The sequence below is a fragment of the Kastovskya adunca genome (assembly GCF_059505785.1).
Genome location: NZ_JCACLG010000022.1, coordinates 45,323 through 63,958, shown reverse-complemented (window position 1 = coordinate 63,958; position 18,636 = coordinate 45,323). Strand labels below are relative to the sequence as shown.

Annotated in this window: 14 protein-coding genes; 7 read left to right on the top strand and 7 right to left on the bottom strand. The window is 47.5% G+C overall.

What is annotated here, in order from left to right; all coding sequences use genetic code 11:
• Nucleotides 1-122: 122 nt before the first annotated feature.
• Entirely contained in the window at nucleotides 123-1,049 is a 927-nt protein-coding gene (gene crtB, locus AC5JR3_RS08400) for a 15-cis-phytoene synthase CrtB (protein WP_495844881.1), read from the bottom strand.
• 42 nt (nucleotides 1,050-1,091) lie between these two features.
• Entirely contained in the window at nucleotides 1,092-2,564 is a 1,473-nt protein-coding gene (gene pds, locus AC5JR3_RS08395; protein WP_495844877.1) for a 15-cis-phytoene desaturase, read from the bottom strand.
• 152 nt (nucleotides 2,565-2,716) lie between these two features.
• On the opposite strand from pds, the gene AC5JR3_RS08390 reads away from it, so the two are divergent.
• The 3 genes from AC5JR3_RS08390 to AC5JR3_RS08380 all read left to right on the top strand — a co-directional run bounded on the left by AC5JR3_RS08390 (nucleotide 2,717) and on the right by AC5JR3_RS08380 (nucleotide 5,724).
• A complete protein-coding gene (locus AC5JR3_RS08390; RefSeq protein WP_495844875.1) occupies nucleotides 2,717-3,115 on the top strand; it encodes a hypothetical protein in 399 nt (132 codons plus the stop codon).
• A gap of 287 nt (nucleotides 3,116-3,402) precedes the next feature.
• Nucleotides 3,403-3,690 (top strand): hypothetical protein, encoded by a 288-nt coding sequence (locus tag AC5JR3_RS08385; protein ID WP_495844873.1) that lies wholly within the window; start codon nucleotides 3,403-3,405, stop codon nucleotides 3,688-3,690.
• Between the two features lie 297 nt (nucleotides 3,691-3,987).
• Nucleotides 3,988-5,724, top strand: coding sequence for an AIPR family protein (locus AC5JR3_RS08380; RefSeq protein ID WP_495844871.1), 1,737 nt, complete (start codon nucleotides 3,988-3,990; stop codon nucleotides 5,722-5,724).
• A 370-nt stretch (nucleotides 5,725-6,094) separates the two neighbouring features.
• Here the strand turns inward: AC5JR3_RS08380 and AC5JR3_RS08375 are convergent, their stop codons facing one another.
• Entirely contained in the window at nucleotides 6,095-6,439 is a 345-nt protein-coding gene (locus AC5JR3_RS08375) for a DUF4870 domain-containing protein (protein WP_495844869.1), read from the bottom strand.
• Between the two features lie 335 nt (nucleotides 6,440-6,774).
• On the opposite strand from AC5JR3_RS08375, the gene prfC reads away from it, so the two are divergent.
• The 4 genes from prfC to AC5JR3_RS08355 all read left to right on the top strand — a co-directional run bounded on the left by prfC (nucleotide 6,775) and on the right by AC5JR3_RS08355 (nucleotide 15,367).
• The gene (gene prfC, locus AC5JR3_RS08370) at nucleotides 6,775-8,403 is read left to right on the top strand and encodes a peptide chain release factor 3 (RefSeq protein WP_495844867.1); all 1,629 of its coding nucleotides are present in this window, start codon (nucleotides 6,775-6,777) and stop codon (nucleotides 8,401-8,403) included.
• A 148-nt stretch (nucleotides 8,404-8,551) separates the two neighbouring features.
• A complete protein-coding gene (locus tag AC5JR3_RS08365; protein WP_495844865.1) occupies nucleotides 8,552-10,990 on the top strand; it encodes a M48 family metalloprotease in 2,439 nt (812 codons plus the stop codon).
• A gap of 59 nt (nucleotides 10,991-11,049) precedes the next feature.
• Nucleotides 11,050-11,952, top strand: a complete 903-nt coding sequence (locus AC5JR3_RS08360) for a Uma2 family endonuclease (protein WP_495844863.1) — start codon at nucleotides 11,050-11,052, stop codon at nucleotides 11,950-11,952.
• Nucleotides 11,953-12,094: 142 nt separating this feature from the next.
• Nucleotides 12,095-15,367: a hypothetical protein gene (locus tag AC5JR3_RS08355; protein WP_495844861.1), complete on the top strand. Its 3,273-nt coding sequence runs from the start codon at nucleotides 12,095-12,097 to the stop codon at nucleotides 15,365-15,367.
• Between the two features lie 80 nt (nucleotides 15,368-15,447).
• Here the strand turns inward: AC5JR3_RS08355 and AC5JR3_RS08350 are convergent, their stop codons facing one another.
• From AC5JR3_RS08350 to murD, 4 genes are all read right to left on the bottom strand, one after another.
• Nucleotides 15,448-15,675 carry a hypothetical protein gene (locus AC5JR3_RS08350; protein ID WP_495844859.1) on the bottom strand — a complete coding sequence of 76 codons (228 nt, stop codon included), beginning with the start codon at nucleotides 15,673-15,675 and terminating at the stop codon, nucleotides 15,448-15,450.
• 146 nt (nucleotides 15,676-15,821) lie between these two features.
• Entirely contained in the window at nucleotides 15,822-16,220 is a 399-nt protein-coding gene (locus tag AC5JR3_RS08345) for an ExbD/TolR family protein (RefSeq protein WP_495844857.1), read from the bottom strand.
• Nucleotides 16,204-16,854 carry a MotA/TolQ/ExbB proton channel family protein gene (locus tag AC5JR3_RS08340; protein ID WP_495844855.1) on the bottom strand — a complete coding sequence of 217 codons (651 nt, stop codon included), beginning with the start codon at nucleotides 16,852-16,854 and terminating at the stop codon, nucleotides 16,204-16,206. The genes AC5JR3_RS08345 and AC5JR3_RS08340 overlap by 17 nt, the downstream gene beginning before the upstream one ends.
• Before the next feature lie 409 nt (nucleotides 16,855-17,263).
• Nucleotides 17,264-18,634 (bottom strand): UDP-N-acetylmuramoyl-L-alanine--D-glutamate ligase, encoded by a 1,371-nt coding sequence (gene murD / locus AC5JR3_RS08335; protein WP_495844853.1) that lies wholly within the window; start codon nucleotides 18,632-18,634, stop codon nucleotides 17,264-17,266.
• Nucleotides 18,635-18,636 lie beyond the last annotated feature (2 nt).

Here is an 18,636-nt window from a genome sequence, read left to right as displayed (position 1 = left end):
GGGGAGCAGGGGAGCAGGGGAGCAGGGGAGCAGGGGAGCAGGGGAGCAGGGGAGAAAATAACCAACCCCATTCACCCTTCATACTTCACCCTTCATACTTCATCCTTCATCCTTCATCCTTTTTAAAGCGCCTGCGCTCTTAGCCATGCCACAGGCAGAGTTCTGAACTTTTTCACCTTAGGTACGTAGGCTCTTGTAGTGAACACATCGTACTGATTGCGTTCAATCACATCCAGAATCTGCTGATATAGCATCAGTGCCGCCCAGACGGGCCAACGGGAGTCAGAGTTGAGGGCGCTGATGCCCATTGAGGCTTCTGTATAGTACTTGCGGGCGCGTTGGATTTGGAAACGCATTAATTCCTGCCATCGCTCATCAACAACGCCGTTAAACAAGTCCTCTTCGGTGTAATTGAATAGTGCTAACTCTTCTAAGGGTAGATAAACGCGACCGCGACGCGTATCTTCCCCAACATCGCGGAGAATGTTTGTCAATTGGTTAGCAATTCCCAAGGCGATCGCTTGTTCGGTGGGATTATAGCTATCGGGTTGCTCCCAGGGAGCAGTGCCACGGTTGCTATCTACCCCCAGCACGGCACTGGACATCAAACCGACCGTTCCTGCCACCCGATAACAATAGAGCTTCAGGTCTTCAAAAGTCTCGTAGCGGCTGCGGTACAAATCCATCCGCTGTCCGGCAATCATATCCCGAAAGGGCTGAATATCCATCGGGAAACGTTGCAGCGTATCGACCAAAGCAACATCTGGGTCGTCTAAAGGCTCTCCGGCAAAGACCGATTCCAGTTGTTTTTCCCATCGCTCAAGCGTCTCTGGGGTTGTCAGCGCCGACTGAGGGCCATCCACTAGCTCGTCAGTTCGCCGACACCAGACGTATATCGCCCAGATAGCTCGTCGTTTTTCCTCCGGCATCAATAACGTGCCGAGGTAAAACGTCTTAGAGTACTTCGCCGTTACCTGACGGCAGAATTCGTAAGCATCCGACCGGGAGGCCAGCTTTCTCATGCTCGGGGAGTTAGGCAGTTGCAGCATTCGTGGCAAGCTAGAAGAGTGGAAGCGAGCAACAATCAAAAATCATATTTCAGCTCGGAGTACGGGGTGGACAGGAGATTGCACCGCAGTGCCAATTTCCACGTCCTGACTTCCGTCTGAGGAGCGATCGCTAATTGCTGAGTGCTGAGTGCGATTTATTGCCTGCGCTGTCAGCTTACCAGAAAGTACGGCTCCCTCCATACTCGCCAAGTACCGTTGCATAGTGAAATCACCCGTCAAGAAGAAATTCGCAATCGGTGTTTCTTGGGAAGGACGGTACTTTTGGCGACCTGATGTTGCCTTGTATACCGAACGCGGAGTCTTGACTACATGGGATTTCAGGAGTTTTGTCGGGTTTTCACCACCGAAGTGATTGGGGAAAAGTTTCTCTAGTTCGATAAGCGTTGCTTCAACAATTTCTTGGTCAGATTTCTTAATCCAATCTTTCGCAGGTGCCAAGACCAACTCCAACATCGAGCGATCGGGATTAGCATACTCGCGGCAAGTGTTGCTCATGTCGGCATAGACACTGAGCAGAGGCGACCGGGAAAATAACAAATGGTCTATATCCGTCAGCTTGCGGTCAAACCACAAGTGCAAATTGATCACCGGAACCCCTTCTAAGCCATCAAGTTTCTGGAAGTACTCCTGAGTTCGCCAAGGCTTTGGCAGCATTCTTTTCAAGGGGTCTACAGGCATGGCAGAGATGTACATATCGGCGGTGAGGATTTCGTCCTCTGCCCCATGTAGCCCACGAATCAAGAATCCCCGCACTGTGCCGTCGTCGTTGAGCAAAAATTCTTTAACGGGTGCGTTTAAGCGCACTTCGCCACCACGTTCGGTGATGTAATCTACCATTGGCTGGCACAAACGCTCTGTGGGGGCACCATCTAAGAACGCCATCTTTGAGCCATTTTTTTCCTGGAGGAAGCGGTTCAGCGCCGTTAAAACAACTGTTGCAGAAAGTTCGTCTGGGTTGATGAAGTTCAGCGCCTTCGCCATGGCGATAAATACTTCTTTTTCCACCCGTGGAGGAATATTTTGCTTTTTCATCCACTCCGAGAAGGTATATTGATCCATCTCTTCGACGTACTTCTGACCGTGGACAATCGCCGGAATCAGACCAAGACCGAAGCGGATTTTTTCCGGCCAAGTGAGCATGTCGTTGTTGCGGAGAATGGCAGTGATGCCATTAACTGGTGCTGGCAGATCAGGAAAATCAAACCTTGAGTAGGTGCCAGGATTTTCTGGCTGGTTGAAGATCATGGTGTGCTCTTTCCATTGCAGCCGATCTTCGATATTTAGCTCTTTGAAAAGCTGCAAGATATTGGGATAGGCACCAAAGAAGATGTGCAGACCTGTTTCGTACCAGTCTCCATCTTTATCTTTCCAGGCAGCCACTTTGCCCCCAAGAACGTCTCGACTTTCTAGGACGATAGGGAGGTGACCCGCGTCAGTGAGGTATTTGGCACAGGAGAGTCCTGCTAGACCCGCTCCGGCGATCGCTACTCGCATGTTTTATCAGTACTACTCTTGAATAAGTGCTTGTAAAGTGTCTCGCACTCATTATAGTTTGCATTCCGTTACATTTCGCCTCTAAACGAGAATCATCTCTTCATCGGCTTGATAGCGGAGTATTGAAACGCGATCCATTGGGAGGAAGTTTTATGAGTTCAGATAATAGCAATAGTGGCGATCGCTCTTTTCCCTTAAGTGCGGAAGATTTAGCGATCGCCAGAGAACTCAGAGCTGTTAGGATAGAGCGTCAACGCTTCTACAACAAGTTAGACGGCTCTCTCAAAGCACTTTTTAGCCATTGCGAGTGGAGAATCACCCCGCACCCCAATGGTTTGATAGAACTTATCGTCACTTGCCCCAGCTTGGTTATCTACAAGCGGTTATACAATCGAGCGATCGGCATTCAGCGGCGACTCGAAGAGATTGTGCCGCTTCAGCACACCCGCTTCCAACTCGAATATCCCCCCCTCCCCCATACCTATTACGAGCATGAAGTTCTGTGGGGTGATGAAACTGATGATTTCTTTAATAATGACAATGAGTTTTAGCTAGCAAAAATTGTTAGAACAGACGGAACGTTTCCTGGGTTTAGATATAAATATTACTTTTAGCAACTTTGTCAAGAGTAATATTTATGAAATATAAGCAGATAAACCCGAAAAATTAGTTATTTTTACCAACTTCAGCCATTCGGAAAATTAACACTTGCTCCTGTAGTTCAGAAAAATCGATAACTTGAGCAAGTACTTTATTCGCCATTTATATACAGCGTTTTCTATGTTAGTGAGGTGCATCCTATCCCACTAGCCCATTTTCTACAGAGAAGAGAGAAAAATTGACTGTATCTCACCGTGTAAGATCGGCTTCTCCACTCAAACCCTGGTGCGATCGCCCAATCGAGTCATGGTTGGTTTCACGTTACCGACTGATTCACAAGCAAGGACTTAACAGTACTCAACCCAACTTACAGCGACGGGCGATCTCACTCGTTCCAATACTCCGCCTTGGGATGCTCCGCGAAGGCTCTGCCTCCAGCAAGCGGCAAAGCCGCATCGGAGTAGGTTGCGACATTAGGTTAATGCTAGATAAGACCGATATAGGAGGTGGTATCCAGCAAAAATGACGGATAACATCCCAGATTTCAGGATTGACTATCAGAAGTAACAGACAACACCCCAAAAGCCCGGACTTAACCTGCAAAGTTTCTGTTTAATCCCTTAAAACTAGGGTGTTATTCAGCAAATCTGACAGATAATCCTGGAAAGTAAAGGTATTATCCAGCCTATTTGACGGTGAATACATAGTTAGGATGCTTTAAGTTATCTGCAAGGGCGCAGTGCTAAGCTATCTGCTGGGAAAGCAACTCTCTAAAAAATCCTTAGAAGGTGTAGGCTAGGGGAAGTTATCCCTAAGTATGAGTATGGATTTAGTAACTCAAAATCTTGTCAACTCCTTTAAGCAGGAGCAAGGCTTCCCAGAAGATATCCATAACTCAACACTTTTTGAGCATTTTGTAAACTACTGTGTAGTATCGAAAGAATATGCTGATGAATTTGAAGTTGAAGATGTTCATGTTGCTGGTGGTAACGACCTTCAGCTAGATGGGGTTACAGTTATCGTAAACGGATTAATCGTCAACACAATTGAGGAAATTGATGACTTAGCAACTACCAATAAGTATATTGATGCAGAGTTTATTTTTATTCAAGCAAAATCTAGTAAAAACTTTGATGGTGCCGAGATTTCTAACATGTTTTATGGGGTGCGAGAGTTATTTTCTTCAACTCCTACATTGCCAAGGAACGATCTTCTTTGTCAGAAGGAGAAGATCCTTAGACATATTTATACCAAAAGCTCCATATTTCGTCGTGGCAATCCACAACTTAAACTTTATTATGTCACCACTGGTAAGTGGCAGGATGATGATAAGTTAAAGGCACGTATAGAGAATGAACTGTCAACCCTTGAAGAATTAAATATCTTTAGAACATTACCTGCGTTTGAAGCCGTTGATGCAAAGAAATTACAACAATTCTTTAGTCAGGCACAAAACACTCTCTCCAAAACAATCATATTTTCTAAGAGAGTTACTTTACCTGCAATGACAGGAGTTAAAGAATCCTATCTTGGATACTTGCCTGTCTCAGCCTATTTAAGCCTAATCACTGATGAGAATGGTAATCTCTTGCGGGGTTCATTTTATGATAACGTTCGGGATTTTCAAGGAGATAATCCTGTAAATCAGGAAATTGAGCAAACTTTGACGAGCCAAGCAAAGGAAACTTTTATCTTATTGAATAATGGTGTTACTTTAGTTGCAGATGATTTAAGTGTAACTGGAGATAGTTTTAACTTGACTGGCTTTCAAATTGTCAATGGATGCCAAACTAGCCATGTTCTTTTCAATAATCGAGCTACCATATCAGACAATGTGTATATTCCTATCAAGCTAATTGTTTCTCCTGAAGATGTTTTAAAGAATCAAATAACTAAAGCGACTAATAGACAAACTGTAGTCAAGCTGGAAGAACTATCTGCATTAACAGATTTTCAGAAAACTCTGGAACAATACTACAACGCTATTCAAGAAGAACATCGGCTTTACTATGAGAGACGCTCACAACAGTATCGTTCTTTTTTGGATTCAGAGGACAGTCCTGAGAAAATACAGATTGTTACGATTTCCACTCAAATTCGCGCCTTTGCATCAATGTTTTTAGATCGTGCTCATCAGGCTAGTAGATATTATGGCACTCTCTTAAAGGATGTTAAAAACAGGATATTTGTTAATGGTCATTTCCCAATTGCATATTATGTCAGTGCTTATGCGCTTTTTCGGATAGAATCTTTTTTGCGAAAAAAGCAAATTGACGGTAAGTATAGAGCGTTTAAATACCATTTGCTAGGTATTTTGCGAATGCAAATTGCTGGAACATCCATCCCTCAAATGAATTCCAATCAGTTTGAAAAGTATTGCGAGAAAGTCCAAAATGAACTATGGGATGAAGCAAAAATAGCATCAGCGATCAACCAAGCGTGTCAAGTTCTTGATAGAGTACTTAATGGCAACTATGACCGGGATAAAGCAAAAGATTCTACAATTCAGGAGCAAGCCAAAACCATTCTTCAAGCACGGCAGAGTAGTTCTAGCAATTAATAAACAACGGTAAGTTAGTATTTTTGAAGAAAGGTTTAGAACTCGCTGCTAAAACGCGATCAAATTGTCTACCAATTTTATGTAGGTTCTGGAAGTGTCCGCTAGTTTGTTAATTAGCTGTTATGAATTAGTCAGTGAATATTGAAGCAGTTAGAGCTGAAGCATTAATCTATTTGCTACAACTGATTGGTAGTCTTTTACTTCTATTTTGAAATCTGCAACGTTAATAACTAACAATTGCTTTTTTGGGAAATTCAGAAAAAAGTTGGGTTATTGGGTGGGCATTAGCCGCAATAAACCTGACATCAGTTCTAAAAATTCGTTTCTCCGCAATGCCCACCTTACCTTTAATTCAATTAGATGCTTCTACTTAGAGGATGCGGAATATAAAGGGGTATCGGTATGACGAGTTGGGATTATTAAGAGCGTGAAGAATCGCAAAAACAGGCATAATCCAACTTGCCAGAAATAAAAGACCGAGAAGAGGCCAACCAATTAAGAGAAGCGTCAAAAACCCAAAAATTACGCCATAAAGCCAGGCATTGAGGTGGAAGTTAAGAGCTTCTCTAGCATTTTCTTTAACGACGGGGTCATCGGATACGAACAAAACTGCAATCGGAATCCCGACAGATACGAACAACCCGCTAAGAAAAATTGACCCATGAGATACGGCTGACAAAAGCTTTCGTTTGTCCGGATCGTACTCAGTTACCATGAAATTGCCCCTATGACTAATAATCTTTTTCTAGTCACGACTCTAACACTGATAGGCTAGGGAGACTGACCTGAAAGCCTATCCCTAGTTGGCTAGATATCCGTACCGTTGAGCTAAAGCGATACAAAACAAAGCTACCTACCTATGTAGGTTTAGGTTTTAGCCGTTGAGCGTGAAGCGATCGCTGTAAGCACAAACTGCAGTACCTCTATCTCCTCAACAATAGGGGGATTACTTTGCCAAACACTAATTCAGTCAGGAGTTAGGAGAAACAGTCATTGCGAAGACTTGACTTCTATAATGTTTTTTGAAAGCCCCTTCACTATTGCTTCAGGATGTCCACTGAAATTCAAACCGAACTGCAACAAGCTGTTGAACATCGCCGTAATTTTGCGATTATTTCTCACCCCGACGCGGGGAAAACGACCCTCACCGAAAAACTGCTGCTGTACGGAGGTGCGATTCATGAGGCGGGTGCAGTAAAGTCCCGTAGGGCACAGCGGAAGGCAACCTCCGACTGGATGGCAATGGAACAACAAAGGGGAATTTCGATTACCTCGACGGTGTTGCAGTTTAGCTATAAAGACTGTCAGATCAACTTACTGGATACACCAGGACACCAGGATTTTAGTGAAGATACCTATCGAACCTTAGCCGCCGCCGATAACGCAGTGATGTTAATTGATGTGGCAAAGGGTTTGGAACCGCAGACGCGAAAGTTGTTTGAAGTCTGTCGGATGCGGGGGCTTCCCATCTTTACTTTTGTTAATAAATTAGACCGTCCCGGACGAGAAGCCATAGACCTGCTAGATGAAATTGAGCAGGAATTGGGATTACAGACCTATGCCGTGAATTGGCCAATTGGAATAGGCGATCGCTTCAAAGGCGTCTTCAATCGCCGCACCAAGCAAATTCACCTGTTTGAACGTAGCGCCCACGGTGCGCGGGAAGCGCACGAAACCATTATCGATTTAGGCGATCCTCGGATTGAGGAATTGTTAGAACAAGACCTCTACTACCAGTTAAAAGAAGACTTAGAAATCATTGAAGGCGTTGGCCCGGAACTAGACTTAGACCTAGTTCAGCAAGGCAAAATGACACCTGTCTTCTTTGGCAGTGCGATGACCAACTTCGGGGTGCAACTCTTCCTCAACGCCTTTCTCGACTACGCCCAGAAGCCCGAAGCCCGTAATTCGACAGAAGGAGAAATCCCCCCAACTTACCCAGAGTTCACCGGATTTGTCTTCAAGCTGCAAGCGAATATGGACCCGAAGCACCGGGATAGAGTAGCATTTGTTCGCGTCTGCACGGGCAAGTTTGAAAAAGATATGACCGTAAGTCACGCCCGCACAGGTAAAACAGTGCGATTGGCAAGACCTCAGAAACTTTTTGCCCAAGACCGAGAATCAATCGATGTGGCTTATCCGGGTGACGTGATTGGTTTGAATAATCCCGGTGTTTTTGCCATTGGCGACACCATCTATAACGGCAAGAAATTGGAGTACGAAGGGATTCCCTGTTTTTCGCCGGAACTATTTGCTTACCTGAAAAACCCTAATCCTTCCAAGTTCAAGCAATTTCATAAAGGCGTCACCGAGTTGCGGGAAGAAGGGGCAGTGCAGATTATGTACTCCGCCGATGAATCCAGACGCGACCCGCTTCTGGCAGCCGTCGGACAACTGCAATTTGAAGTTGTGCAGTTTCGGATGCAAAACGAGTACGGCGTGGAAACCCTCTTAGAACTCTTGCCCTACAGCGTTGCCCGTTGGGTAGCTGGCGGTTGGGAAGCATTGGAAAAGGTAGGGCGTTTGTTCAACACTGTAACTGTGAAGGATAACTGGGGACGTCCGGTGTTGCTATTTAAGAATGAATGGAATTTGCAGCAGATAGAATCTGACCATCCAGAGTTGAAGCTAAAGGCAACAGCGCCCGTAGTTGCGGGTCAAGAACCAGTGTCGTTGTAGCATCCCATTAATGCTCTTTTTCAGCCGTTGAATAGTTAAGAATTACGATCGCCAATTAACTATCAACTCAAAGCGGCTGGTAAATTGCCGATGGCAAACTACCGCAGCAAGGGTATCCTAGAGCAGTTCTAGTGGGAGAACATACATTATGACTTCTGTTCCCAATCCGACCCTTGAGGTAGGTTTAGCTGCCCTGGAACGAGGCGATTATGAAAGAGCGATCGCACATTTGCAGGGTGTTTGTGAGACGGAATTGGATGAAGCCTTAGTTACCCGTGCGTCTGTTGCATTGGTGAGGGCTTACGAAGGCAGTGGGAAGGTAGAAAATGCGATCGCGCTCTTGCAAAGCCTCCAAAACAGTTTTGATCCTCAGCTAAGGGAATGGGCAGCAAGTACTCTAGCCAATTTGTCGAGCGCTCCTACAAGGGACGTCACCGGGTTTGTTCCCTTAGATAGCCCGCCTCCCGCTCAAACAGGATTTGTTGCCTTTGATGGGACGCCGCCTCAAGCAACGACACCAACGAAAGGCTACAAGCGCCTCTCAAATCCACCGACGTCTAAGACTAAACCGACGCGCCGTGGGGCATCTGAGGTTCAAAAATCCAGTTCTCCCAAGCAACCCGCCTCCCCAAAAGCGACGGGAAAACCTGCCCCGAAAAATTCCAGCGATGCCGTAGGCGCTTCCCAAAAGGAGCCTCGCCCTTTACTCCCGGTTCCCTACTCTCCCCCACCGACGCCGCACCCTAGTGTCTTCTCCCCTCGTCCTCGCTGGCGCAATAGCGGACGTGCCGAACGGTGGAAGGCGCTAAAACCTGTTAAGCGCACGCGCCTCTGGCTGATCGAACTGGGTACTGCCATAGCGTTGTTTTGGGTGCTGCGTTTTGTCCTGCGCTTTTTGATGGGGACAATCAACAATATATTGGTCAGATTGCCCTACTTACAGCCGTTTCAACCCTTTTACCGCGACCCTACTCAGGGAATTTTGATTTTCTTTGTCATACTGCTTGTTGCTTCTCCGTGGTTGATGGATGGGCTGTTGCGGCGGTTTTATGGGTTTGAGGCTTTACCGCTGACGCAGCTTGCCTCTCGCAGCCCAGAATCAGCAAAGGGAATTCAGCGGTTATGCCGTCAGCGACGTTTACCGTTACCCAAGCTGGGTATTTTACCAACGGATGCACCCGTAGCTATGACTTATGGCAATCTCCGTCGCACGGCGCGAATTGTTGTTAGTCAGGGGTTGTTGGAACAACTGGACGATAACGAAATTGCGGCGATTTATGCTGGGCAGTTGGGGCATATCCTCCACTGGGATTTTGTGTTGATGTCTGTGGCAACGTTGGTGCTTCAGGTGCCTTACACGATTTATTGGCAGGTGGCGCATTGGACAGATCAATTGCCCGATTTGATTGCTAGACGCTTGCCGTCTTATCAGCGCTGGTTACCGCCGATTTTGTTGGCAATTGGGGGAGCGATCGCCTCTTTGAGTTACGGTATTTTTTGGGTGCTGCGCTTACCCCTGTTATGGTTTTCCAGGGCGAGGCATTATTTTAGCGATCGCCTCGCGGTAGAAACAACGGGTAACCCCAACGGTTTGACTCGCGCCTTCCTCAAAATTGCCCTCGGCATTGCTGATGATGTTCAACAACAAGGACAAACCAACGCAATTTTAGAAGGGTTCGACTTGATGATGCCCGTTGGCTACAAGCAAGCACTGATGCTGGGGAGTCTGCCGCCGCAAACTTATTTTGAGTCACTGTTGCAATGGGATTGTGCCAACCCCTATCGCAATTGGTTGATTGTAACGGCGACGCATCCTTTAATGGGCGATCGCCTGCATCTTCTCGCCCGTTATGCCCAATACTGGCAACTTGCACCAGAGCTAGATTTGCCGCCACTTGTCCCGCCGGAACGTAGTAGAGCTGCCTTATTTGCCAAACTGCAAAACAGTTACAAAGCCTTACCGCTACCCCAAATGGCACTGCTCTATGGTCTGATTCTGGGGATAGTTCTACGGCTGATTCTTTGGATAATTGGCGGCATTAGCAGTGTCTTCGGATTCTGGCGATTGATTTGGTTGTACAACGCCGATCTTTTTCTCAATCCTTGTATGCTGATTGCCTTTAGCCTCAGTATCTTTTTCTATATCAACGGCTATTTCCCCGACATCAAACCGCCTAAACTCCAAACGGAACCCCATCTCAAAGACTTACTCACTAATTCAACTGCTCTTCCTCCTGATAGTTTGCCGATTCAGATTACGGGCAAACTCTTAGGGCGTCCCGGTTTACTGAATTGGCTGGGGCAGGATTTAATTTTGCAAACCTCGACAGGCTTAGTCAAACTTCACTACTTCTCCATTTTGGGGCCAGTGGGAAACCTTTTGCCCAAAGCGATTCGTCCTAGCGATTTAGTCAATCAGCAAGTGACAGCCTCTGGTTGGTTCCGTCGTGGCGTTACCCCTTGGATGGACTTGGATGCTCTACGCACTCCCAACAATCAAGAATGTCGTGGTAACTATCCCCTCTGGCTAACGATTCTTGCTGTCTTGGCTGCGATTTGGGGTGCCTATTTGATTTGGCAGGTTTAGCTACTCGCCTTCAATCATCACAATAGATACAGAAGGGTTATCAAATAGGGATTGGTGTCATGACAACGGAAAAAAAGACAGAAGCGCTTGCCCAGACGACAGCCGTTGTGGACTGGAACCCCCCCATGCCACCCACTGACCTAATTTTTGATGATGGAGAACCGTTGGAAAGCAATCGCCACCGCCTTGCGATGAACGTCCTAATCCGGTCGATGCTAATCGCCTTTGCCGATCGCGAGGACTACTTTGCAGGAGGCAATATGTTCATCTACTACAGCAGCACTCAGGCACGGAACCGGGACTTCCGGGGGCCAGATTTTTTTGCCGTTTTGAATGTAGATGGCAGAACCGATCGCCAAGGTTGGGTTGTGTGGGAGGAGAATGGTCGTTACCCTGATGCGATCGTGGAACTAATGTCACCGTCTACAGCCGCCGTGGATACGGGTGCTAAAAAAGACATCTACGGGCAGATTTTCCGCACCCCAGATTACTTTGTGTTCGATCCGTTTGACCCAAATTCTTTACAAGGGTGGCATCTGGAGGCGGGTAGGGGTTATCAGCCGCTAATCCCCAATGAGCAGGGGTGGTTATGGTGTCAGAGTCTGGGTTTATGGCTGGGAACTTGGCAAGGAACGATTGAGCGAGAGACGGCTATTTGGTTGCGATTTTATGATGAGGCAGGCAATCTGGTATTACTGCCAGAAGAAGCGGAACGTCAACGAGCGGACTCGGAACGTCAACGAGCGGACTCGGAACGTCAACGCGCTGATGCGGCGCAACAGCAAGGATTGCAGCAAGGTGCGCTGCGGCAGTTGTTGCGTTTGCTCGCTACTCGCTTTGGGACGATACCCGTGGATGTGGAGTTAAGCTTGCAGGCACGCGATGTCAATCAATTGGAAGATTTGGTGGAGGTAGCTCTTGCAGTGGATTCTTTGGAGCAATTCGTCAACCATTTGTCTTGAACGTTCCTTGGCGGTTGAGGGCGACTCCCCTCAACGTGGCGATCGCAAAATTTGGTACAAATCCTTAAGCAAAATTGAGATTTTCAACGGTCACAGTAGGCGGCTGTTGCTCTGTAGCACCAACTGGCATCTACAATAGTTAATGATGAAAAACACTGCTCACCGTCGCTGGCTAGAAATTGCAGAATACGTCTCTGTGGCGGGTTCTGTCGTTGGGAGTGCGATCGCGATCGCGACTCAACAACTCGCCTATGCTGCGACTCCCCTAACTCTTGGTTTGGCGTTAAATTTGGCAAATCGTCGCCTGCAATCCCAAGCTCTGACTGAGCGAGCTAGGGCAATGTATGGTGAGGTTAGCTCTCGGTTGTCGGAAGATCAACAGAAATTGGGCAGTGAAATTCAATCTCTACGCCAGGAATTCGCTGCCTTACCACCGCCTCCAGAACCTGTTAACCTGATTCCCATTCATCAAGAGCTAGAGCAGCTTAAAAGCGATTACGTCGCGATACATCAGACATTAGGAAGTTTTTCCCCCAATGCCAGAGTCGATAGCTTAGATCGCTCTTTGACAGCGCTAACACAGCAGGTTACTCAACTTCCTCCACCGTTTGACCCGAGCTGGCTATTGCAGAACCTGGAAGACTTACGGGTAACAATCACTCAGACTGAACAGTTAGCCCAAGAGAAAGCGAGTAAACAGGAGCTACAGCAGCAAATAGAAGACGTACGGGTAACAATCAGTCAGGCTGAAGAGTTAGCCCAAGAGAAAGCGAGTAAACAGGAGCTACAGCAGCGAGATGAGGAAATTCAACGACTCAACGCTGCACAACAGTCGTTATCTGAGCAATTTAATCATCGCTCAGAACCGACGGAGATTGAGCGGTTAACCGATCTAACTCAGGCTCTATCAGAACGGCTGGATCATCTCCCCGTTCCGCCGCCAGAATTTAACCCCGCACCGTTACTGCAACAGCTTGAAGATTTGAGATCGGCGATCGCCCAAATCGAACAAGCCACAACAGCAGGTGCAACGAAACAAGAGCTAGAACAGCTAACCCAAGAGCTTCAAGAACTGTACGAGCGAGAACAGTCTTTAGACGAGCAGTTCCAGAATCGCCCAGAGCCACAGGAAATTCAAAGTTTGAGGGAGGAGGCTCGCTCTCTATCAAAGCGACTAGATACCTTCCCGGCTCCTCCACCTGCGTTTGATCCTGCACCGTTACTACAAGAATTCGAGCAACTGAGAGCCGCGATCGCCCAAGTTGAACAAGCGACAACGGAACGTGCAACCCAACGAGAGTTGGCTCAACTACATGGGGCGATCGCCCAAATCGAGCAAGCCCTGATGGAAGGGGCGTCCAAACAAGAACTGGAAGGAATTAAAGCAGAAGTCAGACAGTTACAGGCTCAAGAGCAGTCTTTCGTTGAGCAGTTTAGCGATTACTTTGAACCCCAAGAACTTGAGCGATTAACCCACCTGACTAACTCCCTGTCTGAGCGATTAGACGCCGTAACAACGACTTCGGGATTTAACCCCACACCGTTACGGAATGAACTGCAGGCGGGATTAGGAGATTTACAGCAGGAGTTCTCCGAGGAAATTCAGCGGCTACGGGAGCAACTGGAAACAGTACCTGCGGCTTCGGGAGACTTTAACCCCACCCCGTTACGAAATGAACTGCAGGCGGGATTAGGAGATTTACAACAGCAGTTCTCCGAGGAAATTCAACGACTACGGGAGCAACTGGAAACAGTACCTGCGGCTTCGGGAGACTTTAACCCTACCCCGTTACGGAATGAACTACGGGCGGGATTAAGAGATTTACAACAGGAGTTCTCCGAAGAAATTCAGCGACTACGGGAGCGGCTGGAAACCTTACCTTTACCCAGCGAACTAGCAGACTTGAGAGAAATCAGGGAAGCGATCGCTCAACAGCAAGACGACTTCACCTTACCAAGGGAGAGTGGCTCCCTAGAACTGGTACAGCAGCAGCTTGCAGAACTTTCGGGGTTGGCGGCGAAGTTAGATCAAAGAACATTACAACTTCGAGACCGCTTCAAACATATTGGGGGAATGCAGCAGGAGTTTGAGAGCTGGCGATCGCGAATCAAAAACATCTTAACTCCTGAAGATTTAGAAGCCGCACTGCAAGAGCAACGGCGTGAACTACTAGCTCAAATCAGCGAACTTCAAGACCGCTTCATCGCACCTGGAGAAACGACAGATAACTCAGATCAGCTACAGGAGCTAGAAGCCAGAATTGAGGAGCTTGATGCTACCTTACGGCATCGCACGTCCCAACTCCAAGCCCGGATTAGGGAGCTAACGGCGATGCAGGAGGAGTTTGAGCAAGTGCGTGCAGCCGCCAGTGATTCCGCTCCCGAAACCTTAGAAGCCGCACTACAAGAGCAGCGCCGTGAGGTGATGGCTCAGCTAGAGCAAGAATTTGCGGCGATGCAGGAGCAACTTGATGAGTTACACGCCTCCGCCAATAACTCTTCCATGTCCGAAACCTTAGAAGCCGCACTGCAAGAGCAGCGCCGCGAGGTGATGGCTCAGCTAGAGCAAGAATTTGCAGCGATGCAGGAGCAACTTGATGAGTTACACGCCTCCGCCAGCAACTCTTCCACGTCCGAAACTTTAGACGCCGCACTGCAAGAGCAGCGCCGTGAGGTGATGAGTCAGTTAGAGCAAGAACTTGCGGCTACGCAAGCGCAGCTTGATGAACTCAATAAATTGGCAACTATCTCCTCAAATCGCGAAGTGTTAGAAATGGCTTTGCAACAGCAGCGTCTTGAGCTGATGGGTGAGGTAGAAAGCTCTGTTGAGCAGCGGGTAAACGAACTCAACCAACTCCTGACTGAAACTCGACCGGATTATAAGTATGATTTACTATTTGACCGCGCCTCTGGTCGTCGCTGGTTGCTCACGGCGGCGTCGAATGCTAAAACGCGGCTGATTCTGATTTCCCCCTGGTTGACGTGGGGAATTGACTGGAATGATTATGAGCTGCTGGACTATTTAGAAGCGCTGTTAGAAGACCCCAACGTTTTAATTGATATTGGCTGGGGTTCTCGTCAAGACGTTGAGATTGCGCTGAGGCGTTTCAAAACAGGTTCTCTTCGCGATCGCTTGCGAGCCAATAAGCGCTATAGAAATTTAGAGTATTTAGAAGAGTTGGAAGAAGACTACCCCGACCAATTCCGGCTGAAGATTTTGGGGACGCAGGAAAATTACATAGTGTGCGATCGCACGTTTGCTGTCATTGGGACTCACCACTTCCTTTCCACAGGCGACCAAGCTTCCGTGCGAGAGTTAGGACTGCGAACCACAGACCCCCGTCTGATTGATGAATTAATTCAACGCTTTGATAATTCCCAAGACTTGGAAGACCTAATCGAGCAAGAGTACTAAGTCGGCTAAAATTCCCTCTTTCGGAAAGTCCTACTCTGCAACAGTAAGCCTGATATAGAAACCTACATCAGGCGTCTTGTCTAAACAGATTCAAAGCTACCCGTGAAGCCATCTAGAGTCATGCACTCTTCTATAAAATCTTCGGTGTCGCTAACGCTTTCGAGCTGGAATTCCATAAGCCGCTGATTGTCACCCATGGTTTTTTTAGAAGCCATTGGGATAGCTGAGTATTTATCAGCGATCGCTTTAAACTCTGTGGCATAGTTGCGCCAACCTTCAGCAGAACATTGGATAGTCACTCGCCACATAAAATTGAAGCTCCCGTTACGTTCAGTTGATCAGCAGTCCGGAAACCATTGTGTCACGATTGGGGGAATGCATCTCTTATGGATAGGGCTTACGCAAAGGTAAGTGAGTGCTGAATCTTCAACTCACCGACTCAGCACTTTGTATACTACCTTCTAGCCGCGATCGCCAATTTTGCCCCCTCAACCTGACGCAAGCGATCCATCACACTCACGACTCGACCGTGATCGACTTTTTCATCAGCATTGACAATCACAAGGGCTTCTGAGTTCGGAACCACAAGAGAACGTACCGCATCTTCAAGAGCTTCTAGCTCAATAGGATTACGGTTGAGCGCCAGGTCTCCATCTGGTTCAATCGTCACTGTAATTTGCGTACTGGGCTGAGCTTTTGCTGTCGCAGCACTGGGCAAATTTACAGGTAGCCCTTCTGAGCGAGTTAAATACAGCGTCGAAATGATGAAAAACGCCAAAATTGAGAAAATCACATCGATCATCGGCACGATGTTGATTTCCATTGGTTTGTCTGACTCATCGGGAAGCCGCATAAACATCTCTCCCTTGTTCATATTGACGACGATAAAGTAGTTCCAACTGACCGCCGTACTCCTGAATTAATGCTATCTGTCGCAGATAAAGTCCACGGAACATATTGGCAAAAAAGAGAGTGAAGATTGCTACAACTAATCCCATCACTGTCGAAACTAGCGCTTCACTAATCCCTCCAGTCACTCCTACTGTGCCACTACCCCCCACATCGCCAATTTTTAAGGAAGAAAAAGCCGTCATCAAGCCCAAAATTGTCCCTAAAAGACCCAAGAGTGGGGAAATGCTGACAATCGTATCAAACACAGTACTAAATCGCTTTAGCGTCGGCAGTTCTGCCTGTGCCGCACTCTCTAAAGCCAAGCGAAATTCTTCCGGGTTGGGGCGATCTAGTTCTAAAGCTTCTAGAAAAATTTTGGCTATGGGCAGATCACCGTTTTGCCGTAGATGATTGACAGCCAGGAGCGGGTTTTGTTGGTACAGCCTCATCACCTCCCTGACAACTCGACGCTGCCGACGATTGATCCGAAACCAAAACAGCAATCGCTCGGCAATCAGGGCGACAGCCGCGAGGGAAAAGATGAGTAAAGGCCAAGCGACAATTCCACCCGCCTGAAAAAAGTTAAAAATTGGCATGTACTTTCAGAAATGGTAATTCAATTAGCTAGCGTCAGCTAGGGGGCATATTGTAGAAAACAATATTGACAAACCTTTTCAATAGAAATATGACTAATGCTGATCCTTGTCAAGGGGTTAAGTGAAAAAAAGTCTAGGTTGTATAGCCGTCAACCTATAGGTTAGGGCACTCCTGATTCCCAAAAAGCGCGTGCTGGTTGAATCTTAAACTCATCAACTCAGTCCTCACAGACTCAGCACTTTGCGATAGCTAGATACATCCACCGCGATCGCCTCAAATTTTTTTCTTGACAATTGCACCCCATTCATTTTATTTTTTAACACTTAAATGCAACTTATATGCAATAAACTGGGACGCTCTAGGGGATGCGTGGTAGATCTTCACGAACTGCAACTTTAAAAATGCCTTCTACCCTGGCAAAGACGTTTGGCAAAGTTGGCGAAAGTCGTCGCCTCGTTGTTCAAAGTTGTCGTATTGGTCGAAACTCGCACAAGCAGGGGAGAGTAAAACAACATTTGCCTTGTGCTGTTTGGCAAGTTCTGCCCCTCTAGGGACAGCGTTTGCCATTGTTTCGACAATTTCGTAGTTGGTATAACCGACTTGCTCTAAGCGTTGAGCAAAAGCAGGAGCAGCACTACCGATCAGTAAGACAGCGGCGGCTTTTGTCTGGATGGTTTCAATCCAGCTTGTGTCGTCGCCATCTTTGGCTTCTCCACCTGCAATTAAGATAGCGGGACTTGCAACCGCAGCCAGTCCAACTTGTGCGGCGTCGTAGTTGGTAGCTTTGCTGTCGTTGATGAAGTCAATTCCCTGCCAAGTGATGATCTGTTCTAGGCGATGGGGAACGCCGGGAAAGTTGGCAATGGCTTGAGCGATCGCTTCTTTCTTAATTCCCGCTAACCGCGCCGCCGCCACAGCCATGAGTAAGTTTTGTTGATTGTGCGTCCCCACCATGGGTAAAGAGGCTACCTCGACAATTGGCTCATCCTGAGCAACAACCCAGCCATCTTCGATATAAAACCCCTTTTCTGGATCGCCGATCAGATGAGCTTTGCCTTTAACACTTGTCCAGTGAGCATTTTGCCACTGCTGGAGTCCGATACTGTGCAAGTACGGATCGTCGCCGTTGATCACTTGCAACTGAGACTGACTCAGGAGTTTGGCTTTAATGTTGTAGTAGTTCTCTAAGGTTTTGTGGCGGCTGAGGTGATCCGGGGTAAAGGTTGTCCATACCCCAATCCGTGGAGACAAAGAAGAGGACGATTCGCTTTGGTAGCTGCTAACCTCGGCAATTACCCAATCTAGGGAATCTGAAGTCTTCGCTGATGATAAGGCAAGTTCGCAGGCAGCATTGCCGATATTACCGCAGGCGGGGGCTTGGAACCCGGCACTTTGGAAGATCGCGGCAACTAAGGCAGTCGTAGTGGTTTTGCCGTTGGTTCCGGTAATTGCCACCCACGGCAAAGATTGGAGATGTCGCCACGCCAGTTCCATCTCGCCAATTGTCTCAATGCCTTTTACTCTGGCTTCTACTAGTACCGGGATATCCCAAGGAACGCCGGGACTGGCGACAATCAGTTGGGGTAACTCAGTGGCGTTGAGTTCTAGAGAATGCCCAATGTGAACCGTAATGCCTTCACCCTGAAGAGTCTGTTGTTGTTGTTGGAGGGTTGCAGAGGAGTTGCGATCGCTTACAATCACATCCCAACCCTCCTGTTTCAGCAAACGTGCCGCTGCATTGCCTGATTTTCCCAGTCCGATAACGTAAGCCTTCGGCATAA